This window comes from Amycolatopsis sp. PS_44_ISF1 (assembly GCF_032335455.1).
Classification (GTDB): Bacteria; Actinomycetota; Actinomycetes; order Mycobacteriales; family Pseudonocardiaceae; genus Amycolatopsis.
The window spans coordinates 2608113-2629881 of the sequence record NZ_JANUXO010000001.1; the positions used below are offsets into that span (position 1 = coordinate 2608113).

Here is a 21769-nt window from a genome sequence, read left to right on the forward strand (position 1 = left end):
CCCGTTCGGCCCAACTGCCACTGCGAAAAGGCCACGTTTTCCGGTGGAACGGCGAAAAGCGGGACCCCGCCCCGTCCCGGCGTGGGAGTGGTACGCCTACCTGCCGCTCGACCGGCGCGAGGCGACCGACACCGAAAACGTCGCGACCACCGCCGGCGTCGAGGCCGTGCGAAACCTCCTGTGGGACGCGCGCAACCAGCTCCTGCGCAGCCCGCGCTCCCGCGGCACCTGACTGTGCACCCTGGTTGTCTAGTTGATGGGGGGAGAAGCCGGCCGGGCCCGATCCGGAGCCGGAGCGGACGGCTGCAGGAGAACGGCCTGGTGGTGCGGTTCCGCTCGGCCATCGAGAACGTCGGCCAGGAGCTGGTGCTGCAGGACGACGCGTGGCGGATCCCGTTGCTGGCGCTGCGATTGCTGACCATGGCCACGTTCCGGCTCGCGGTGCCCGGGCGGGTGCCGGGGCTGTCCGGGCGGTACCGCTGGTTCCTGCGCCAGCCGCACCTGGCGCCGGAGATGCCGGGCCGCTTAGCGCGGTTCGCGCTGCGGCTGACCGACGGCGAGTGGCAGCGGGAGTCACCCGAGTTCGTCGGGCGGCTGCTGGTCAACGCGTTCCTCGAAGACCTCCGCCGCAGCTACCGGCTGCGCCCGGCGCAGTTCTGGCGCCGTCGCCGGATGACCTACCCGGTCTTTCTGCTCGACCACGCGAGCACCGTGAACGGCGGCCACCGGCTGCTGAAGCCGATCAACGACGTGTGCAACCAGACCGGGATGTTCGACCCGCTGCTCGTGGTCGCCACCAGCCACGCTGCAGCCCAAGCGCCGCGCGTCCGACGCGGTGGATGAGGATCGGCGTTCCGCTGACGGTGCTCGTGCTGGTGGCCGTGGGTGTCACCGGGACCATCGACTACGGCGGCGACATCAGCTGGAACGTGCCGGAGACCAAGCCGGTCGCGGTGCTGCGCGTCGAAGGCGGCGAGGTGGTCAGGACCCTGCAGGGCTTCTGCGGGCTGGCCGTGGGCCACACCTCCGGCCCGTGGTGCCCGGCGGACGGCTGAGCCGCGGTCTGCGGGTCGGGCCCTGTGACCGGCGCCTGCGATCACCCCGCGTCGTGCGGGAGCCTTCGGCCTCTGCGGTGTCGAATCGCTTCCCGGTGGCCGAATAACGGAAATGCCCGGCTTTTGTTTATTCGTCAACCGGTGTAACAGTTTCCGGAATTCCCCCGACAATGCGGCACGAAGTTCGTTTCGAACAGGGAGGCCGCGATGCTGCGAAAGCTGGGAATGGTGCTGGCCGCCGGGGCGCTGGTCGCCGGGTGCGGGGTGGGCACGGTGCCCGCCAAGAACTCCGGCGGGTTCAGCCCGGTCGTCACCACCTCGTCTTCGCCGGCTTATGCCACGCCGGCCCCGTCCGAAGTCTCGGTTCCGATCACGTCCGCTTCATCCGTCGCACCGGTCGTCGCACCGGCCGGGACGACGGAGGTGGCGATTCCGGAGGCCCCGGCGATCAAGAAAGCGCCGGTCACCCACGCTCCGGTCACCCACGCTCCGGCGGCCCAGGCGCCGGCCACGCACGCCCCGGCCCCGGCGACCCACGCTCCGGCTGCCGAATGCGGCGGCGACTACTACGTCAACTCCAGCGGCAACTGCGTGCACCGCCCCTCGTCGAACCCGGCCGGGGCGACGGCCCTGTGCAAGGACGGCAGCTACAGCTACAGCCAGCACCGCTCCGGCACCTGCTCCGGCCACGGCGGCGTCAAGAACTGGCTCTGAGACCCACCGGCCCGGCCCGGCTGCTCCGTTCGGATCAGTCCGCTAAGTCGGTTCGATCACGAAGCGACGGGAATGTCGGTGCTGCCGGGTACCGTGCGTTCCGGTATCGCGTTCGGATGTCGCGTTCGATTGGGAGGGCTCGGGCTTGAAGTCCACGGGAGGCAGTCGGGCGATCGTGGTCGTGCTGGCGTCGTGCGGGCTGGTCGCCTCGTTCATGCAGACGCTGGTGGTGCCGCTGATCCCGGCGTTCCCCAAGCTGCTGAACGCGGCGCCGGCCGACGCGTCGTGGGTGGTCACCGTGACGCTGCTGGCCGGCGCGGTGATCACCCCGGTGAGCGGAAGGCTGGGCGATCTCTACGGAAAGCGGCGGGTGCTGCTGGCGAGCCTGGCCGTGCTGGTGGCCGGCTCGGTGCTTTCGGCGCTGACCAGCTCGCTCGCGCTGATGGTGGCCGGACGCGGGTTGCAGGGCTGCGCCATGGGCGTGATCCCGCTGGGCATCAGCATCATGCGCGACGAGCTGCCGTCCGAGCGGGTCGGCGCCGCGATTTCCCTGATGAGCGCGACCCTCGGCGTCGGCGGCGCGATCGGCCTGCCCCTGGCGGCGGTGATCGCCCAGCACGCCGACTGGCACGTGCTGTTCTGGGGCTCCGCCGCGCTCGGGCTGGTGTGCGCGCTGCTGATCACGCGGTACGTGCCGGAGTCGCCGCTGCGCACGCCCGCGCCGTTCGACTACTTCGGTGCGCTCGGCCTCGTGGCCGGGCTGACCGGCCTGCTGCTCCCGATCGTGAAGGGCGCGGCCTGGGGCTGGGGCAGCCCGCGCACGCTCGGCTTCGCCGCCGCGGCCGTGGTCGTGCTGCTCGGCTGGGGCTGGTACCAGCTGCGCCGCCGCGAACCGCTGGTCGACCTGCGAGTGTCCGCGCGGCGGCCGGTGCTGTTCACCAACCTGGCCTCGATCATGGTCGGGTTCTCCATGTACGCCATGGCTTTGTCGTTCCCGCAGCTGCTGCAGGCGCCCGCGTCCACCGGGTACGGCCTCGGCCGGACGATGGTCGAGGCCGGTCTGTGCCTGGCGCCGAACGGGCTGGTGATGATGCTGCTGTCCCCGGTCTCGGCGCGGCTGACCAACCGCTACGGCCCCCGGACCACGCTGATCACCGGCGCCGTGGTGATCGCGCTGGGCTACGTCTTCGCCATCGTGCTGATGGACAACGCGCTGGAGATCATCGCGGCGTCGGTGATCATCGGCGCGGGGGTGGGCATCGCCTACGCGGCCATGCCCGCGCTGATCATGGGCTCGGTGCCGGTCACGGAAACCGCTTCGGCGAACGGCCTGAACTCCCTGATGCGCTCGGTCGGCACGTCCACCTCCAGCGCGGTGATGGCCACCATGCTCGCGCAGCTGACCATCACCGCGGGCGGGCTGACCTGGCCGTCGCTCACCGGCTTCCGCGCGACGTTCGCGGTCGCCGCCCTCGCCGCGGTGGTCGGGCTGGTGTTCACCACCCTGGTCCCCCGCGCGGTCAAACGCGCTCCGGTGCCCGAGCTCGTGAGCGTTCGAAACGGGTAGAACCGTCCTGGACCCACGAGGTCAGACCAGGGGAGGAACCGCGGCGTCGATCAGGTGCGGCCCGGGCTCGGCCAGCGCCCGGGTGAACTGCTCGGCCAGCTCCTCGGCCGTGCTCGCCCGCGTCGCCGGCACCCCCAGCCCTTCGGCGATCTTCGCGAAGTCCAGGTCCGGGCGGCTCAGGTCGAGCAGGTCGTTGGCCTTCGGCCCGCCCGCGGCGGCGCCGACCCGCTGCAACTCGATCCTCAGGATCGCGTACGCGTGGTTGTTCAGGATCACCGTGGTGACGTTCAGGTTCTCGCGCGCCTGCGTCCACAGCGCCGAAATCGTGTACAGCGCGCTGCCGTCCGATTGCAGGTTCACCACCGGGCGGTCCGGCGCGGCGACCGCGGCCCCGGTCGCCACCGGGATGCCGCAACCGATCGCGCCGCCGGTCAGGGTGAGCACGTCGTGGCGCGGCGCTCCGGCCGTGGCCGCCGGGATCAGCAGACCGGAGGTGTTGGCCTCGTCCACGATGATCGCGCGCTCGGGCAGCAGCGCGCCGATCACGTCGGCCCAGTTCTGTGCGGTCAGCGGACCGGTCGGCCGCGCCGGGCGCGAGGGTGCCTGCAGCACCGGCGCGGTGTCCGGCGCGACGAGCGCGGCGACCTGTTTCAGCGCGCCCGTGACGTGGCGGCCCAGCTCGGCCAGCACGTGCACCTGGGCGCCTTCCGGCACCAGGTTGCTCGGCCGGCCCGGGTAGGCGAAGAACGACACCGGCGACCTCGCCCCGGCCACGATCAGGTGCTTCACCCCGTCGAGCTGGTGGGTGACCTGCTCGGCCAGGTATCCGAGCCGGTCGACCGAGGGCAGCCCGGCGCCGCGCTCCAGCCGGGCGGGGAACGTCTCCGCGAACGCTTTCGCCCCCGTCGCCGCCGCGATCCGGCTGGTGGCCAGGAGCCCGGGCTCACGACAGGCGTCACCGCCGATGAGCAGCGCGGTGGACTCGCCGCCGCGCAGGACCTCGGCGACCTTCTCGATCGTGGTCGCGTCGACGGCCTGCGGCGCGCGCGGCGGGATCGGCGCGCAGGTCTTGCCGCCTTCGCCCCAGGAAGCGTCCGCGGGCAGGATGAGGGTCGCGACGCGGCCGGGCGCGTCCTGCGCCGCGGCGACGGCCGCCGCCCCGTCCGCGCCGACGTCCGAAGCGAGCTCGGACCGGCGGACCCAGCCCTCCAGCGAGCCGGCGATCGCGTCGATGTCGGACTCCAGCGGGGCGTCGTACTTCTTGTGGTACGTCGCGTGGTCACCGACGATGTTGACGACCGGCGTGTGCGCGCGCCGGGCGTTGTGCAGGTTCGCCAGTCCGTTGCCCAGCCCCGGGCCGAGGTGCAGCAGCGTCGCGGCCGGCTTCTCCGCCATCCGCGCGTACCCGTCCGCCGCGCCGGTCACGGCCCCTTCGAACAGCCCGAGCACCCCTCGCATCTCGGGCACGCTGTCGAGCGCGGCCACGAAGTGCATCTCCGAGGTGCCGGGGTTCGAGAAGCACACCTCCACCCCGGCGTCGGCCAGCGTGCGGATCAGGGACTGGGCGCCGTTCATGGTGCTCGCTCTCTGCTCGAAGCCCGACTCGCCCCGGCGCGGCAACTCGATCTTCGCCGGGTCCTGGAGTCCAAGGTAGTCCCGGGTGCCGCTTTGCTCTCGCTCAGCAGCCTGACAGGTGATCAACGATGCTCACCATGAAGTACCGCCGTTCCTGCGCCGCCTCCCCCCTCTCGGCCAAGCCCCCCTCGATGGTGGCGAGCACGTTGCCGGGCACCCAGTCGGCGTCACCGTTGATTAGGAGGTTACTGCGGCCGTCGGAGATTGGCAGGTCGGTGATGCCCTGATCGCTGTACGCCTCGTTGCCGTACGCGGGGTTGCCCATCTCTCACGCCGCGAATCCGAAGTAGACCACGTCGCCGAGAATCGGCGTGACTGTCGGTTTTCGCGGCCCGACTTGGGCTCCGCGAAAGGCGATACGAGCGCGTAGACCTTGTTGCGCGCGTAGGGACATCGAAGTAGTCGTGGCCCTAAAAACCTGCCGGTGCGGCCGAAACCGGTCTACACCTCGTCCAGGACCAGCAGAATCCCGTGTCGGTCGGCGCGTTCACGCAGACTGGCAAAGAACTCGGTGCTGCCGGGCACCTAACCGACCTCACCGAGCACCGGCTCGACGTGCACCCCGGCCATCAGCGGCGAGATGCCAACGCCGAACCGGGTGTCGCAGATGGTCATCGGCGCGGCGGCCACGGTGCGGCCATATAAGCCGCCCTGAAACACGATCGCGTTCGGCCGCCGGGTGGACTGTCGGGCCAGGCGGCGCCGTGCTGAGCCAGGTCGCGGACGCCACCGCCGAGGACGGTCTCGCGGCGTTGGACGCGGCCACGGCGCAGGCGAGCTGCCGCGACCACGGCAAGATCCTGCGCCGGGTCTACGGCAAACTGAGCGAGTGCCGCGACGAACTCGCTCTGCCCATAACCCTGGAAAGGGCCGAGGCGCCGGTGAGATCACCGACGCCGCCGAGTTCCTCCGCTGGTTCTCCAGCTCGCCGTGGTGGTCGGGTCGAACCTGCTCGGCGACGTCCTGACCGATCTGGCCGCCGCCGTGACCGGCGGACTGGGTTTGGTCGCTTCGGCCAACATCAACCCATCGGGTGAGTACCCCTCGATGTTCGAGGCGGTCCACGGAAGTGCCCCGGACATCGCCGGGCCGGGAATCGCCAACCCGGTGGCGCAGATCCCGGCCGCTCGAATACCTAAGTTAAACCGTTGCTGCACAAACGATCCGCATGGTCGCGGACGGGGACCTGACCGTCGGCACCGAGCTCACCCCCGATCTCGGCGGTACAGCTACCACAACCGGCTCGGCACGGCGGTGACCGAAGCCCTCCGCTGATTTTTGTCGGTGCCCCGCGCTTGAATCCTTTCGTCCCGATGGAACCCCACTGGGACGAGGGGAGGAGAGCCGAGATGTGCTGGTTGTGCGGGAGTGGTCGGTCGGAGAGCGCCGGGCCCGAACACCTGAAACCCCAACTCCGTCCGGGAAACCCGGTCCGGCGAGAACTTCGTCCGCCTCCGGACTCGTCCGTGGCCGAGTACCTGAACGGGGTCCTCGGCCGGATCGACGAGACCGGCTGGATCGTCCAGACCGTGCTCGCCGAGGGTCTGCGGCCACCCTGGGCCTACACCGCCGGCCTGTCCGGCCACGGGCGGCCGGAGCTGGTCGTCACCGGTCTGGACCCGGGGTTGTCGGCGCTCGTGCTGGACGCCGTGGCCGCCGAATCGCTGACAACCGGCCCACCTAGCCCCGGCGAAGTGCTTCAGCTCCGTGGCGGTCCGCCGATGGAGGTCGTGGCGCTGGACGAGCCTTCCGCCCACCTCTCGCTGGCGATCACCCTGTACGGCCCCGATGTGCGCGCGCTCCAGCTCGTCCACGCGGACGAGTCCGGCGCCTATCCCTGGTCACTGTCCTATCGGGACGGTCGCGGGGGCCAGCCCGTGCTGGGGGTGCGCGGCGATGGCTGAGCACCGCCGGGTGCCGTGGCCCCGGGGTGCGGCCGGGTTCGCGAGCCAGGTAGTCGTCCTCGGCCGCGTGGTCGGGGCAGATGAAGCCGATCGTGGGCACACATCGTCCGGGGTCCGCAGATTGTCGACAACGCTTGCGGATGGTTCAGGCGACTTCGCGCAGCCACCGGCGCCGGATGGGCAGGCCTATCCGGCGCAGGCAGGCCCACATAGTCAGCTGGTTCGCGGTCGGTGCCGGTTTGTCGAGCGGCTCGGTCCGGTCGAGCGTCGGCGGGTTGGTGCAGCTGACACAGATCACCCCGGCGTCGCCGTGGTCGGCAGCCAGCATGCGCTCGGCGATGAGGCGGTAGTCGACCTTCCAAAGGCCGCCGTCCAGCCCGAGGTGGTCGCTCGACAAGGTGTGCACACTCAGCTCCGCCAGGAGGTCGTGCAGCTTCCCGGTGAGGCCGGCGTCGCAGGGCGTCAGAACCGAGATGTCGCGCAGGCCGAGCTGCTGCAGCACCTCGGCGAGCACGCCGGAGGTAGTCACGGCGTCGGGCGCGCTCACGTCGCAGATCGCTTTGGTCAGGGAGCGTTCGGATCCGGTGCCGTTCACGAAGCTGCCGGAACTGCAGAGCTAGGCCACCACCCAAGGTTTGACTTGCAGCACTTCCCGCGTTGCGGCGGCAAGGCGCCGGCTGTCGCTGACCAGTTGCGCCATCGGTGGGAGCGGGCTGGAATCTTTGCCTTAGCTGTTGTCGTTTATCCGTTGCTGTGCTGGCGAAATCGACTGGCCACCGCCGCGGCGGTGAAAGCTGCCCCGAATCTGGCGCTGCCGAACTTGAGGGCGGTGCAGCTTCAAGAAAATCCGCGTCGTCGGTCACCGGCCATCCCGCCGCCGGTGACCGTGCCCCGCTGACGCCCGGCGGCTCGACTCGCTGCCGGATTCCGGCTCGGGCCGAGGCTTGCCGTAGCGTGAAACGGGCGGCCGCAGCTCGGGAAGTCCACTTGTGGCGTGACGATAGGACATATCCCCGCGTGATCGGCGGCAAGTGCGGATCCTCGCCGAAAGGCTGGCCAGAACTGCTAACACTTTTCTGCGAAGCGCCAGGTTGGTGTGGCAGGCTGCTTTCATGACGGAGTTCACGACGCCGATCGATGACCGCTGGTTCGAGGATTACCCGCTCGGGGCGGTGTACGAGTTCGGCGAGGCCGTGGTGACCGAGGCGGAGATCCTCGAGTTTGCCCGGCGGTTCGATCCGCAGAGCTTCCACACCGACCCGGTCGCGGCGAAGAACGGGCCCTTCGGCGGGCTGATCGCCAGTGGGTGGCACACCTCCAGCCTGATGATGCGGATGTTCGCCGACCACTACCTGTCCTCGGTCGCGAGCCTCGGCAGCCCCGGCGTCGACGAGCTGCGCTGGCCGCGGCCGGTCCGGCCGGGGGACGAGCTGCGGATGCGGGCGACCGTCACGCAGGCGCGGCTCTCGAAGTCGAAGCCGGACCGCGGCCTGGTCCGCACGCGGATGGAGGTCTTCGACGCCGAAGGCGAGCTGAAACTCACCGCCAGCGCGGTCAACTTCTTGCGAGTACGCCCGAGCTGACTGGCTCCTTCCGCACCAGTCCGCGGATCTGCCGGCTGCCCAGCGCGAGCAGGGTCGACACCACGATCAGCGCACCGCAGGTCAGCAACACCGGTTCGCGGCCGAACACCTCGACCAGCGGGCCCGCCGCGATTTGCCCGACGGGCATCGCGACGATCGAGCCCACCATGTCGTAGGAGTACACGCGTGCAAGCTTGTCTTCCGGCACGTTTTCCTGCAGCGACACGTCCCACACCACGCTGAACTGCTCCATCGCCACACCCGCCAGCAGCATCGCCACCAGCAGCGGGACGAGCACGGGCCACAGGCCGAGGCTCAGCACCGGCAGTGCCTCCAGCGTCACCAGCACCACCCCGGCGAACAGCGCCCGGCGCGGCCGCCAGTGCGCGGCGATCAGGCCGCCGACGAGCGCGCCCGCGGTGGACATCGCGAGCGCCAGCCCCCAACCGGAACGGCCGAAAGTCTCGTCCGCGACCACCGGGCCGATCACCATGAGGGTGCCGAGACCCGCGGCGTTGACGAAGGCGAACTGCACCACCACGATCCACACCCACGAGCGTGAGCGGAACTCGTGCCAGCCGGCGATCAGGTCCGCGATCGGGTGGCTGATCTCGGCCCGCGCGCCGCGGGGCAGCAGGATTCCGCGGTAGGCCACCGCGGCGGCGAAGAACAGTAGCGCGTTCACCGCCACCGCCCAGCCGGAACCCGCGACCGCGACCATCACCCCCGCAGCGCCCGCTCCGGCGATGCGGCCGGTGTTGGACAGCAGCCGCAGCAGCGCGTTGGCCTGGTTGAGCAGCGTACGAGGCACGGTCTGCGAGGTGATGGCCGCCGCGGCGGGCAGCGAGATCGCGGACACCGCGCCGTTGACCACGCTCAGCCCCACCAGCAGCGGGACCGACGCGAATCCACAAAGGACACTGACCGCGAGCATCCCCTGCGTGACCCCGGCCGCGACCTCCGTGCCCTGCATGATCACCGATCGGGGCAGCCGGTCGGCGAGCACCCCGCCGAGCAGCAGCAGGGCCAGGTTCGCGATCGAGCGGGCGCCGACGACCAGGCCGAGGTCGGCCGCCGAGTCGGTGAGGTCCAGCACCGCGAAGGCGAGCGCGACAGGGGCCACGGAGTTGGCGAAGGTGGCGAGCGTCCGGCCGGTCACGAGCGCGCGGAAACCCCGGTGCCGTAGCGGCTCTACGAGGCTCATCGAAGTCTCACCGGGCCGAGTATCCGATTAGCGGCGGCGATGCGTCAACCTGATATCCGGTGGACGGGACCGGTCCCCGGCGGGTACTACGGCGGGGCTGTGTTGTGCTGAACGCATGCGTACGACGATTCCGAGCCGCGGAGGTCATGCCGGTTTCGAGGATCGTCCTCGGCACCTAGAAGCTCGGCGGCACGGCCCCGGTCGACCTCACCCCAGAGGAATTGACCGGGATCAACCGCGTCACCGCCGACGCGATCCAGGTCGGCGGCGCCAGCCGGGAGCGCATTGACTGAACCGACGCCAGCGCGGGGAGGCGGTGCGGGCTACGGCCGCTGACGGAAACGGCGAGACCGCTCACTTCAGTCCGGTCGCCCCCTCCAGCTCGGCCAGCGCGGTGTCGAGGTGGGTCAGGATCCGCTGCAGGTGGGGCACGCTCCGTCGGCATCCGGTGATGCCGAAGTCCAGGTTGCCGCCGTTGCTGGTCAGCGTGATGTTGAGGGCTTGGCCGTCCAGCAGCACCGAGGCCGGGTAGATCCCGTCCAGGGTGGCGCCGTTCCAGTACATCTGCTTGCGCGGTCCGGGCACGTTGGAGATCACCAGGTTGAACGGCGGGCGGGTGTTGTTGACGATCCCGGGCAGGGGCGAGACGCCCAGCTGGGCCACGTTGATCCCGGAAAGCAGCAGGGTTTGCAGCGGGGTCAGCTCCGAGAACAGCTTCTTGCCGTTGCGCATGGACGTGTGCACTGCGGCCAGCCGCAGCGCGGGATCGGTGAGATCGGTGCCGAGATTGCACAGAAGCGCCCCAATGCTGTTGCCCGCAGCCTCGCCGGCGTCAGCCTTACGGCGCAACGAGACGGGCACCATCGCGATCAGCGGTGCGTCCGGCAGGGCGCTCTGTTCGATCAGGTAGTCACGCAGGGCGCCGGAGCACATGGCCAGCACGACGTCGTTGCGCGAGACACCGGCCGCCATCGCGATCGCCTTGACCCGGTCCAGCGACCAGGACTGCGCGGCGAACCGCCGGGCTCCGCCGATCGGCACGTTCAGCATGGTCTTCGGGGCCTGCATCGGCAAGGTCAAGGTGTGTTCGCGGAAGGCTTCGCGCGCGACCTTCGCCGCGGCCGGCGCCATCCCGGCGACCTGCCCGAACGTCTTGCCCGCGGTCTCCAGGAACGAGGCCGGTGCCTTGTCCCGGCGTGGTTTTTCCGTTTGGCGGGTGCCCCACGGCGGTGGGCAGTTGAGGTCGTTCGGATCGTCGGAAAGGGTGCCCTGGAGGTGACGCAGCGCGGAGACGCCGTCCATCAGCGCGTGGTGGACCTTGGTGTAGACGGCGAACCGCCCGTCCTGCAGCCCCTCGATGAGGTGGGTCTCCCAGAGCGGCCGGTGGCGATCGAGCAGGGTGCTGTGCCAGCGGGAGGTGAGCTCCAGCAGTTCGCGGATGCGGCCGGGCTGGGGCAGTGCGGAATGCCGGAAGTGGTAGTCGAGCTCCAGCTTCACGTCGTTGGACCAGGCGACGTGACCGAGGGTGTTCACCGGACGGCTCGGCCGCCGCCGGAAGACGCTGCGCATGGTGTCCGAATCGAGCATGCTGCGCCGCAGATCCCGCAGATAGTGGTCGCCCGCGTCCTCGGGCTTGCGGAACAGCTGGAGGCCGCCGACATGCATCGGGTGCTCGCGGGTCTCGACCATGAGGAACATCGAGTCGGTCACAGGCATCAACGGCATTCGGCCCACCTTCCGCTTCCACGCCCCCGGGGCTCCATCGCGCCCGGAGCCCGAAGTCTACGCACGATTCCCCCGGTTGCTACCGGCCTTCCTCCGGCGATTATTACCCTCCCGACCCCACCTGAAACCGCCGAGACCGATCTTGTCCACAGCCCTCTCCCGATGTGGACAACTCGGCCTCCACCGCCCCGAGCCCCCCGTTCCGAACGGCGGGCGACGGTAAGCTGGGCATGGGACGCCCCCTGAGGAGGGCGGGGGTGTGGCCGGGGTCTGGGCCGGGGTCTGGGCGTCGTGTCGGGCATCGAGATCTGCGCGATGTTGCAGGGGTCGGGGCGAGGTCGATCGTGCTCACGATGACGAGTGAGGTGGGTTTGGTCTGCCCGGTCCGCCGTCGGTGTTCTGGCGGGCGAAACCGCCGTCGTCACACACTGCGTGAACCTGGTCTGTTGCCTGGACGCGTTAGTGCCGAGATTCGGTTTCCGGAGACGGGGGTCGGTTCGGCTGGGGGTGTGGGTGGTGCTGATCTGCAAAGAGGCGCCGGGTGCTTGGGGGAGATCTGGTTGAGGTGGGCCGGAGAGCTTGGTCGTGACAGAGCGCTGACGGGGAGGTGCTGGTCGTCGAGGTGGGGAGTATCGGGCAGGCGCCGCGGTGGTGGTCCGGCTGCCTAGGACGGATGGGAGAGCCAGCTGGGCGGCGGGTTGGGCTGGGCCCGTGAACGGACACCATCGGCTGAAGTCCGTCGGCCGGATCGGCGTGGTCTCGGCCTGAGCCGCGGACGGTCCACGCAGGGCGGACCGGACTGGCCACCGCCTGCCGCGCCGGACAGCCGGACGGCCGATGCATCCGGTCCCGCCGAGTCGGTCGTCGGCTCGCGTGTGTGGCCGAGGTGAACTTCTGACGATGACAACCGGTGTCCGGTGACGTCTGTGCGGCGCGGTGGGGCGGGCGGATACGATCGCGGCCGTGGCAGGACGGACTGGGGCTCAGCATCTGGGCGACGCGCTGAAGGCTCTCGGGACCGACGTCGTCTTCGGGCTGCCCGGGGTGCACAACCTGCCGTTGTGGGAGGCGCTGGCGGAGATCGGCATCCGGATCGTCAACGTGCGGCACGAGCAGACCGCCGGGTACGCCGCGGACGGTTACGCCCGGGCCACGGGGAAGCTCGGCGTCGCGCTGGTGACGACCGGGCCGGGGGCGGCGAACACGCTCGGGGCGATCGGGGAGGCGATGGCTTCGGCCGCGCCGGTGCTCGTGGTGGCGACCGACATCCCCTCCACGCTCAAGCGACCCGGGGTCGTGCGCGGGGTGCTGCACGAGACCTCCGACCAGCAAGCCATGTTCGCGCCCGTCACCAAGGCCGGGTTCACCGTGCACCGCGCCGACCAGATCGGCACCACCGTGCACCGGGCGGCGCGGCTGGCGCTGCAACCGCAGACCGGCCCCGTCTACCTCGGCATTCCCGCGGACTACCTGAGGGAGGGGTCCGAGTCGCGCGAGCCGCCCCCGCCGCCCGCGGAACGGGTGCTGGACCTGCCCGACCTCGCCCGCGCCGCGGCGATGCTGTCGGGCGCGCGGAGGCCGGTGATCTGGGCCGGGGGCGGGGCGCTGCGGTCCGAAGCGGGCGAGGCGATCGGGAAGCTGGCCGAGCGGCTGGCCGCGCCGGTGCTCACCACGTTCGCCGCGCGCGGGCTGCTGCCGCTGGACCATCCTTGCCTGGCCCCGAATCCGGTGCACTCGCCCGAGGTCGGCGAGCTGTGGGACGAGGCCGACGTGGTGCTCGCCATCGGCACCGACTTCGACGGGCTGATGACCCAGAACTGGCTCATGCCGCAGCCGCCGAAGCTGATCGCGGTGAACGTCGACGCCGCGGACGCCGCCAAGAACTACCGGCCGGACATCACCCTGGTCGGCGACGCCCGCCGGGTGGTCGAGTCGCTGCGCCCGGAGCGCCGCCCCGGGCTGCTCGAACTGACCGCGCGCCTCGGCGTGATCGGCCGCCGCGTGCGCCAGCGCATCCGCGACGAGGACCCGCAGGCGGCCGACTTCCTGTCCACTTTGGAGGAAGTGCTCCCGGCCGACGCGGTGCTGGTCTCCGACATGTGCGTCGCCGGCTACTGGGTCGGCGGGTTCCACCGCGTGCGGGGCCCGCGCAAGCTCGCTTACCCGATGGGCTGGGGCACCCTCGGCTACGGCTTCCCGTCCTCGCTCGGCGCCGCCGCCGCGGAGACCGGCCGGGTGATCTGCGTGACCGGCGACGGCGGTTTCCTCTACGCCGTCGGCGAGCTGGCCACGCTGGCCGAGCAACAGCTGCCGGTGACGGTGGTGGTCGTCGACGACGGCGGTTACGGCATGCTCCGCTACGACCAGGAGCAGGAGGGCCTGCCGCACCGGGGCGTCGACTGGGACAGCCCGGACTTCGTCGGACTGGCCCGCGCGTTCGGCGTGCACGCCGACCGGGTGGCCGGCTTCGGCCGCGCGTTCCGGCGGCTGCTGAGCGAATTCATCGAGTCCGGCGAGCCGAACGTGCTGGTGGTGCGCGCGAAGCTCAAGCCGCCGCTCAACACCTCGCCGCGGTGGTACCGCAAGCACCGCTGACCGGCTGGCGTCGACCTCGGCATCGGACTGGACGAGACTTCGTGGTCCGCCTCGGCCGGGAGCTGGACTGGCGGGGTATCGTCCTCGCCCCGCTGGTAGGGCACGAGCGCTCATTGCGCGTGGACTCCGGCGGAACCGGCTGGCGGATCACGGTGAGCGCGAGGCGGAATTGCCTGGGACGTCGATCGCCTGAGCCAGATGGTGTCCGGTGTGGACGGTGGAGGGTCCGGTGCCGTCAGGGATGGTCGGGAGTCGGGACCTGCCGTAGGAGAGCCGCGCGCTGCACCGGCGAGCGCCGGAGGACGGTTCGACGACGTCGCGGCCGGGTACGGTGTGGTGGTCCGCTACACCGGTGCGCCGGACGCGCCGATGCGGCTGCCTGGGGACCACGGACTCGACGCGGCCGGGACACCCGCAGCAGAGAGCGAGGACTGGACGTCATGGGTCGGTTGGCCGGCAAGGTCGCGGTGGTTTTCGGCGGGGCGCGGGGGATCGGGCTCGCCACGGTGCGGGAGTTCGCCGCCGAGGGCGCGAAGGTGTTCGCCAGTGACATCCGTGAGCCCGAGTCGCCGGTCGAGGGCGTGGAGTTCTCGCTGGCCGACGCCACGGACGAGGAGCAGGTCGCGAACTTCGTGGCCGGCGCGCTGGCGGTGGCCGGGCGGATCGACGTGCTGGTCAACAACGTCGGCATCCACCTGGCGAAGCCACTGGCCGAGACCACGCTGGAGGAGTTCGACCACATCTTCGCGCTGAACGTGCGCGCGGCCTTCCTCGGCACCCGCGCGGTGCTGCCGCACATGATCGAGCAGCGCGCGGGCAGCATCGTGACGACGTCTTCGAACGGCGGCATGATGGGCCGCCCGGCCGATCCGGTCTACAACGCCACGAAGCACGCCCTGGTCGGCCTGATGAAGTCGATCGCGGTGGCGCACGCGCACCAGGGCATCCGCGCGAACACCGTCAACCCGGGTGCCATCGACACCGACATGCTGCGCTCCACCCTGGCCTCGCCGGACGACTTCGAGGCCAAGCAGCACCAGCTCGTGGCCAGCACCCCGGCCGCCCGCGTCGGAGAGGCATGGGAGGTGGCGAAGGCCATCGTCTTCCTGGCCGGCGACGAGTCCCGCTTCATCAGCGGCGCGGTGCTCCCGGTGGACGGCGCCAAGGCCGCCGGCGCGATGCCGTCGAACCGCTACAGCCTGGATTTCGACCTCGGGGTCCGCTGAGGTCGCTGACCGGCCCCGCGGTGCGGACGGTGAGCTGGCGACGAGAGCGGGACGTGCTCCGGCCAGTCGTCCAAGCTCAGCCCGCCGACCACCTAGACGGCCCGGAAGCCGGACGGCCCGCCCGGGTCACCCCGGACGGGCCGTGCGGTCAGGCCGGAGCTCGTCAGCAAGAGACCGCCGCGTCGGCCCAGTCGGCGTGGTCGGAGTCGTTGCCGTCGCCGCCGTCGGTGATCACGAGGTCGAGCGCCTTGACCCCCTTGAGCGGCACGTTCACCGACTGCGCCGGGGCGCCGGGCCGGAGGACGCCGGTCGAGGCCAGGGTCTTGCCGTCACCGCGGACCTCGAAGGTGACGCTGCCCGCGGCCAGCTCGTCGTCCAGGCCGACGATCGAGCTGAACGACGTGCACCCGCCACCCAGGTAGACGCGGACCAGCGAAGGCGCGTGCGCCCCGAGGCCGTCCGGGTAGACCTGGCCGTCGATGGTGATCGGGTGACCGTCACCGGCCTGGTTCTCGCCGTTGCTGGTGCCGCGCTCGACCGGGCCCCAGCCGTTTTCCGAGAGCACGAACGGTGCCTTCGACATCGGCGTCACCCCCGAAGGCAGCGGGGTGACGACCGGTCCGCTCGCGTCGGCGGTCAGCGTCCGGGCGCCCCAGGCGGTGAAGTACGAGGCCCTCGCGGACATCGAGACCTGGTCGCCAGTGGGCTTGACCGGCAGCACTTCCACCGACCGCGACCAGGTTCGGCCCGGGAGCACGGCCGGCACGAACACCTCGCCGCGCCCGTCGATCCGCCAGCCGGCCGGCGCGGTCAGCTTCACCCGGGCCGCGACGACCGGGGTGCTGCCGTCGTTGCTCAGGCTCAGCTTCGCGGTGAACGGCCGGCCGGCCGGGAAGTACTGGCCCGGGTCGAGCGACAGCGTGGTGGCGGGGGCGGCGTTCGGGGCCTTGGCCGGCCAGACGCGGAACACCGCGGAGCCGTGGCTGGGCACCTGGGCCCGGAGCGGGCCGGTGCTCTCGGTGTTGGCGCCGGTCCACAGGTCGCGGACGCGGAAGTCGCGGCCGGAAAGGCCGAGCTCGGCGGCGCTGCTGGTCATCGTGGCCGAGCCCAGCCCGCGGTTGAACAGCACCACGGCGGCCGAGCCGTCGGACATCGGCTTGGCCCAGACCTCGGTGTCCCCGTCGTCGCGGACCTTGTGCCCCTGAGTCCCCGCGAAGTCCTGGTCCAGGGCGACGATCTCCTTGTTCTCCAGGATCTTCCGGGTCGCCTCCGGCATGGTGCGGATGTCGTTGCCCGCCAGCAGCGGCGCGTTCATCAGCGACCAGAGCGCGAAGTGCGAGCGGTACTCGGCGTCGGTCATGCCGCCGTTGCCGACCTCGAGCATGTCCGGGTCGTTCCAGCCGCCGGGGCCGGAGTACTTCTCCAGCCCGACCTGCTGGTCGAGGATGCCGGTCATGCTCGACCAGTTGTCGCTGATGTCCCCGGTGGTGCGCCACAGCTGCGCCCCGGCGCCCTTGCCCCACAGCCACGGCTGGTTCTCGCCCCACTCGCACAGCGCGTAGAGCATCGGGCGGCCGGTCTTCTTGATCGCCTCGCCCATCTTCGTGTAGCGCTCGATGGCCGGGCGGCCCTGGTTGTTGCAGTTGTCGTACTTGAGGTAGTCGACGCCCCAGCCGGCGAAGGTCTGCGCGTCGACGTCCTCGTGGTCGAGGCCGCCGGGCATGGTCGCCGCGCAGGTCATCGTGCCCGCGCTGGTGTAGATGCCGAGCTTCAGGCCCTTGCTGTGCACGTAGTCGGCGAGGGCCTTGATGCCGTGCGGGAAGCGCTGGTGGTTGGGCTCGAACTTCCCCTCGGCGTTGCGGTCGTGCTCGGCCCAGCAGTCGTCGATGTTGACGTACTGGTAGCCGGCGTCCTTCAGACCGGAGCTGACGATGGCGTCCGCGGTCTCACGGATCAGCTCCTCGTTGATGTTGCAACCGAACTTGTTCCAGCTGTTCCAGCCCATCGGCGGCCGGGCGCCGGCGGATTGCTGGGCGGTGAAGGGGGCCGGGGCGGCGGACGGGGCGGCCACGGCGTCGGGGGCGGTCAGAGCGGTGGTCAAGCCCGCGGCCAGCGTGGTGGCGGCCATGAGACCCACAAAACGACGCATAGATTCCTCCATGAGTGCGCAACTCTGCACAAACTCAACCAACAATCAACATCAGTGAGCACGTGCCCGTCAAGCGGCCGTTGGTAGGGAATCCGGGTGCCGCCGGGTAGAAAGGAGACCAGGCCCCGACCGCGAGGAGACGTCCATGCCCGAGGTCCGTCCGCTCGACGGGATCAAGGTCCTCGACCTGTCCCGCATCCTCGCCGGGCCGTACTGCACGCAGTACCTCGGCGAGATGGGCGCGGACGTGGTCAAGGTCGAGCCGCCGGGGCACGGGGACGACACCCGGCTGTGGGGGCCGCCGTTCGTCGGTGAGGACGGCGCGGCCGAAACGGTGTACTTCCTCGCCGCCAACCGGAACAAACGGGGGATCGTGCTCGACCTCAAGAGCGAGCGCGGCCGCGAAGCCGTCCGGCGGCTGGTGGCCGGCGCCGACGTGCTGGTGGAGAACTTCCGCCCGGGCACGCTGGAGAAGTGGGGACTGTCCTACGCCGAGCTGGCGGAGCTGAACCCGCGGCTGATCCACGTGTCGATCACCGGGTTCGGCCAGACCGGCCCGTACCGCGACCGGCCCGGCTACGACCTGGTCGCCCAGGCCATGGGCGGGGTGATGGGGCTGACCGGCGAACCGGACGGCGCCCCGGCGAAGGTGGGCCTGCCGGTCGCCGACCTCAACGCGGGCACCTGGGCCATCATCGCCGTGCTGATGGCGCTGCAGGCCCGGCACACCACCGGGCGCGGCCAGTACTTGGACGTCTCGCTGCTCGACGCCCAGCTCGCCTGGCACGTCTACGCCGCCGGCGCGCACTTCTACGACGCCCCGCGCCCGCGCCGGATGGGCTCGGCGCACCCCAGCATCGTCCCGTACCAGGCCTACCCCGTGTCCGACGGCTGGCTGATCGTCGCGATCGGCAGCGAGAAGCTGTGGCGGGTGCTGTGCCGGGTGCTGGGACTCGACATCGCCGAGGACCCGAAGTTCGCCACGAACGCCGCGCGCGCCGCCCACCGCGACGAGCTGAACACCCGGCTGGGCGAGGTCCTGGGGACGCGTACCGTCGAGGACTGGATGAAGACGTTCGACGCGGTGAGCATCCCGGCCGCGCCGATCAAGGACATCGACGACGTGTACGCCGATCCGTGGGCGGCCGAGCGGGACCAGGTGGTGCGGCTGCCGCACCCGACCGTCGGGACCTACTTCGGCAACGGGTTCCCGATCAAGGCGTCGGAGACCCGGCCGCGGCCGACGTCCGCGCCGCCGACGCTGGGCCAGCACACCGCCGAGGTGCTGGCCGAGCTGGGTTATTCCGCGGCGGAGATCGCGGAGTTCTGACGTGGCCCCGATTTCGAGGAGGAACGAGATGGCCGGACAACCGCACAACCCGCTGTGGCACCCGTTCGCGGACATGGGCGCCGTGGACGGTGACCGCATGATCATCACCCGCGGCCAGGGTTCGTACGTCTGGGACGACGCGGACCGCCGGTACTTCGACGCGACCGCTTCCCTGTGGTACGCCAACTTCGGCCACGGACGGCCGGAGATCACCCGCGCCGTGACGGCTCAGCTGGAAAAGCTCGACTCGTACAACCTCTTCGGCGACTACGCGAACGAGCCGGCGCTGGAGCTGGCGGCGCGGCTGTCCGAGCTGGCGCCCACCCCCGGGTCCAAGGTGTTCCTCGGCTCCGGTGGCGGCGACGTGGTGGACACGGCGGTGAAGATCGCCCGCGCCTACTTCGCGAACACCGGGCGGCCGTCGAAGACCCACGTGATCGGCCGGGTGCAGGGCTACCACGGAACCCACGGTTTCGGCACGGCGGTCGGCGGGATCGCGGTGAACGCGCAGAACTTCGGGCCGCTGCTGGAGGGCTTCTCCCACATCCCGTACGACAGCCCGGCGGCGCTGGAGGCCGAGATCGACCGGCTCGGTGCCGACCAGGTGGCCGCGTTCTTCTGCGAGCCGGTGATCGGGGCGGGCGGCGTGCTGCTCCCGCCGGAGGGCTACATCGAGGAGGTCGCGGCGATCTGCCGCCGCCACGACGTGCTGTTCGTGGCGGACTGCGTGATCGCCGCGTTCGGCCGGCTGGGCACCTGGTTCGGCATCGACCGCTGGGCCGTGCGGCCGGACCTGATCACCACGGCCAAGGGCATCACCGGCGGTACGGTGCCGCTGGCCGCGCTGCTGGTCGCCCCGCACGTCGCGGAGCCGTTCTTCACCGGTGAGCCGGGCGCCCCGATCCTGCGCCACGGCCCGACCTACTCGGGCCACCCGGTCGCCTGCGCCGCCGCGCTCGCCACCCTGGACATCTACGAGCGCGACCACCTGATCCCCCGCGGCCGGGAGCTGGAGAAGCCACTGGCCGACGCCCTCTCCGGCGCCGCCGAGCACCGCCTGGTCGCCGAGGTCCGCGCCGGGCTGGGCTTCCTCGCCGCGGTCGAGCTGACCCCGGAAACCCTCACCGCCGACCCGTCCGCCCCGGCCCGCCTCCAACGCCTGATCCGCGACGACGGAGTCCTGGTCCGCACCGTGGCCAAGGGCATCGTGATGTCCCCGCCGTTGATCGCCGAGGAGGCGGAACTGGACCTGCTGGCGGCCGCGATCCCGAAGGCGCTGGACCGGCTCGGACAGTGAGTGCCGGGCCTGGTCGCACTCGTCGGATCGGCTGGTTTCACCTGGCCGCGGACCGGACGGCAACCCTGGTTCGAATGGGGTGAGGTGTGGCGGGAAGTGCGGAGCCCTGACTCGGGTGAGGGTGGTGTGCGGCGGCGGTCCGCGCGGAAGCCCCGGTTTGGGCGGGGTGATCGGCTGACCTTGCGTGCCGCTGAAGCCTCGGCCCGGCCGGGGTGACGTCCGCGCGGGTGAGTCTCGCGGAAGTCCCGGCCGGGGCAGGTGGTGTGTGGCGGTGGCGCTGGTGAATGTTCCGGCCGGGGTAGGGCGGGGTGACGTGCGCGCGAGGGTAAGCCTTGCGGCGGTCTCGGCCCGGGTGATGCGCGGCGACGGGCCTCGCGGAAGTTACGGCCGGGGTTGGCGCGGGGTGACGCTCGCGGTAGTGAGTTTCGTGGAGGTCTCGGCCGGGCTGGGCTGACGCGCGGCGGGGCTTGTGGAAGTCCTGGCCGGGGTGAGGCGAGGTGACGTACGCAACGGTGAGCCTCGCGGAGGTCTCGGCCGGGGTGGGGTGATGCGCGGTGGTGAGCCTTGTGGAGGTCTTAGCCGGGGTGGGGTGACGCGCGGCGGTGGGGCTTGTGAAAGTCCCCGGCCCGGGTGGGCGGGGCAACGCATGCGGTGGTGAGCCTCGCGGAGATCCTGGCCGAGGTGGGGTGGCGGGGCTGTGGAAGTCCTGGCCTGGGTGAGGCGAGTTGACGTACGCAGCGGTGAGCCTTGCGGAGGTCTCGGCCGGGATGGGGTGACGCGCGGTGGTGAGCCTTGCGGAGGTCTCGGCCGGGATGGGGTGACGCGCACGGCGGTGAGCCGTGCGGAGGTTTCGGCCCGGATGGGGTGACGCGCGGCGGTGAGCTTCGCGGAAGCCCCGGCCCGGGTGGGCGAGGTGCCGCAAAGCGGTGGGCCTGGTCGTCGCACTCCGCTCGGCGGGGTCGAAGTCGGGCGGCTGGCTCGACCTCGGTGCCGCGCCGCCGGTTTCCGGGGAGGGGAGATCGTTTCGCGCGCCGCCCGAGAGGCTCAGCCGCGGGCACCCGCCTGCCCGCTCAGCTCAAGCAGAACTCGTTCCCCTCCGGGTCCGCCGCGGTGATCCAGCTCCGCGGACCCTGCCGTCCCCGGTGGAGCAAGGTGGCGCCGCGGGCGGTGAGCCGTTCGAACTCGGCCTCGATCCGGTCCGGGCCCACCCGGAGGTCGAGGTGCAGCCGGTTCTTGGCGGTCTTCGCTTCGGGGACCAGCTGGAACAGCAGGCGCCGCCCGGAATCGGGGTGGACGATGGCGGCGCCGGTGCGCCAGACGAGGACACCGTGGTGGGTTGCGGTGTACTCGTCCTTCGCATAGCCGTTGTCCACCATTTCGCGGATGAACGCCTCGTTGGAGGGCTCGACGTTCCAGCCGAGGGCGCCGGCCCACCAGTCGGCGAGGGTGTGCGGGTCGGCCGCGTCGACGGTTACCTGGAAGTCATACGCCATACCGGGACGTTAACGACCGACCCCGACATTTTCGGCAGCCCGCTCTCGCCCGGAACCACGGTGAAGTTCCACTTGTCGATGCCGCCACCCATGATCTCGGCGTACCGGCGGGCCCCGTCGGCGTTCGCGAAGCGGACCTGCTGGCCGTTGGTGAGGTGGGTGATCTTGACCGCCACGCTGTCTCCTCTGAGTCGGAGCCGACCCGCGGAGCTTCCCCCTCCGGGGCCGGCTCGATCAGTAGAACACGTGTTCGAACGAGCTGGCAAATCGGGTCCCCCGCGTGGGCGACCGA

General features: G+C 71.0%; 17 protein-coding genes and 4 pseudogenes. 12 read left to right on the forward strand and 9 right to left on the reverse strand.

Going from position 1 to position 21769, the window contains the following annotated elements; genetic code table 11:
* Positions 1–43 precede the first annotated feature (43 nt).
* From NYF13_RS11905 to NYF13_RS11925, 5 genes are all read left to right on the forward strand, one after another.
* Positions 44–232, forward strand: a complete 189-nt coding sequence (locus NYF13_RS11905) for a hypothetical protein (protein ID WP_315656309.1) — start codon at positions 44–46, stop codon at positions 230–232.
* A gap of 89 nt (positions 233–321) precedes the next feature.
* The gene (locus NYF13_RS11910) at positions 322–843 is read left to right on the forward strand and encodes a hypothetical protein (RefSeq protein WP_315656311.1); all 522 of its coding nucleotides are present in this window, start codon (positions 322–324) and stop codon (positions 841–843) included.
* The gene (locus NYF13_RS11915) at positions 840–1055 is read left to right on the forward strand and encodes a hypothetical protein (RefSeq protein WP_315656312.1); all 216 of its coding nucleotides are present in this window, start codon (positions 840–842) and stop codon (positions 1053–1055) included. Before NYF13_RS11910 ends, NYF13_RS11915 begins: the two co-directional genes overlap by 4 nt.
* A 207-nt stretch (positions 1056–1262) precedes the next feature.
* Entirely contained in the window at positions 1263–1769 is a 507-nt protein-coding gene (locus NYF13_RS11920; RefSeq protein ID WP_315656313.1) for a DUF3761 domain-containing protein, read from the forward strand.
* Positions 1770–1914: 145 nt separating this feature from the next.
* Positions 1915–3336 carry an MFS transporter gene (locus NYF13_RS11925; RefSeq protein WP_396287001.1) on the forward strand — a complete coding sequence of 474 codons (1422 nt, stop codon included), beginning with the start codon at positions 1915–1917 and terminating at the stop codon, positions 3334–3336.
* 21 nt (positions 3337–3357) lie between these two features.
* Here NYF13_RS11925 and NYF13_RS11930 read toward each other — a convergent pair whose 3' ends face one another.
* The 3 genes and pseudogenes from NYF13_RS11930 to NYF13_RS11940 form a co-directional block, all read right to left on the reverse strand.
* A complete protein-coding gene (locus tag NYF13_RS11930) occupies positions 3358–4911 on the reverse strand; it encodes an acetolactate synthase large subunit (protein ID WP_315656315.1) in 1554 nt (517 codons plus the stop codon).
* Between the two features lie 103 nt (positions 4912–5014).
* Positions 5015–5358, reverse strand: a pseudogene (locus NYF13_RS11935) (DUF3830 family protein); the annotation flags it as partial.
* Between the two features lie 57 nt (positions 5359–5415).
* Positions 5416–5679, reverse strand: a pseudogene (locus NYF13_RS11940) (aminotransferase class III-fold pyridoxal phosphate-dependent enzyme); the annotation flags it as partial.
* Between the two features lie 213 nt (positions 5680–5892).
* Between NYF13_RS11940 and NYF13_RS11945 the strand changes: the two are divergent.
* Positions 5893–6246, forward strand: a pseudogene (locus tag NYF13_RS11945) (isocitrate/isopropylmalate family dehydrogenase); the annotation flags it as partial.
* A gap of 191 nt (positions 6247–6437) precedes the next feature.
* Positions 6438–6875, forward strand: coding sequence for a DUF4262 domain-containing protein (locus NYF13_RS11950; protein ID WP_315656317.1), 438 nt, complete (start codon positions 6438–6440; stop codon positions 6873–6875).
* A 145-nt stretch (positions 6876–7020) separates the two neighbouring features.
* On the opposite strand, the pseudogene NYF13_RS11955 reads toward NYF13_RS11950, so the two are convergent.
* Positions 7021–7575: pseudogene (locus tag NYF13_RS11955) on the reverse strand (Asp/Glu/hydantoin racemase); the annotation flags it as partial.
* 412 nt (positions 7576–7987) lie between these two features.
* On the opposite strand from NYF13_RS11955, the gene NYF13_RS11960 reads away from it, so the two are divergent.
* Positions 7988–8458: a MaoC family dehydratase gene (locus NYF13_RS11960; protein WP_315656319.1), complete on the forward strand. Its 471-nt coding sequence runs from the start codon at positions 7988–7990 to the stop codon at positions 8456–8458.
* Here NYF13_RS11960 and NYF13_RS11965 read toward each other — a convergent pair.
* The gene (locus NYF13_RS11965) at positions 8430–9662 is read right to left on the reverse strand and encodes an MFS transporter (protein WP_315656321.1); all 1233 of its coding nucleotides are present in this window, start codon (positions 9660–9662) and stop codon (positions 8430–8432) included. The two genes, NYF13_RS11960 and NYF13_RS11965, sit on opposite strands and share 29 nt — an antisense overlap.
* A gap of 354 nt (positions 9663–10016) precedes the next feature.
* Entirely contained in the window at positions 10017–11387 is a 1371-nt protein-coding gene (locus NYF13_RS11970) for a wax ester/triacylglycerol synthase family O-acyltransferase (protein WP_315656322.1), read from the reverse strand.
* 963 nt (positions 11388–12350) lie between these two features.
* Here NYF13_RS11970 and NYF13_RS11975 point away from each other — a divergent pair.
* Together NYF13_RS11975 and NYF13_RS11980 are read left to right on the forward strand one after the other, a co-directional pair.
* On the forward strand, positions 12351–13982 hold the full coding sequence (locus tag NYF13_RS11975) for a thiamine pyrophosphate-binding protein (protein ID WP_315656323.1): 1632 nt from the start codon (positions 12351–12353) through the stop codon (positions 13980–13982).
* Positions 13983–14422: 440 nt separating this feature from the next.
* Entirely contained in the window at positions 14423–15208 is a 786-nt protein-coding gene (locus NYF13_RS11980) for an SDR family oxidoreductase (protein WP_315656324.1), read from the forward strand.
* Positions 15209–15371: 163 nt separating this feature from the next.
* Here NYF13_RS11980 and NYF13_RS11985 read toward each other — a convergent pair whose 3' ends face one another.
* Positions 15372–17357, reverse strand: a complete 1986-nt coding sequence (locus NYF13_RS11985) for an NPCBM/NEW2 domain-containing protein (protein WP_315656325.1) — start codon at positions 17355–17357, stop codon at positions 15372–15374.
* Positions 17358–17502: 145 nt separating this feature from the next.
* Between NYF13_RS11985 and NYF13_RS11990 the strand changes: the two genes are divergently transcribed.
* Entirely contained in the window at positions 17503–18687 is a 1185-nt protein-coding gene (locus NYF13_RS11990; protein WP_315656327.1) for a CoA transferase, read from the forward strand.
* Between the two features lie 28 nt (positions 18688–18715).
* Entirely contained in the window at positions 18716–19984 is a 1269-nt protein-coding gene (locus NYF13_RS11995) for an aspartate aminotransferase family protein (RefSeq protein ID WP_315656329.1), read from the forward strand.
* A 1070-nt stretch (positions 19985–21054) separates the two neighbouring features.
* Here NYF13_RS11995 and NYF13_RS12000 read toward each other — a convergent pair.
* Positions 21055–21477, reverse strand: coding sequence for a VOC family protein (locus tag NYF13_RS12000; RefSeq protein ID WP_315656330.1), 423 nt, complete (start codon positions 21475–21477; stop codon positions 21055–21057).
* Positions 21456–21653, reverse strand: a complete 198-nt coding sequence (locus tag NYF13_RS12005; protein WP_315656332.1) for a hypothetical protein — start codon at positions 21651–21653, stop codon at positions 21456–21458. The genes NYF13_RS12000 and NYF13_RS12005 overlap by 22 nt, the downstream gene beginning before the upstream one ends.
* Between the last annotated feature and the right edge of the window lie 116 nt (positions 21654–21769).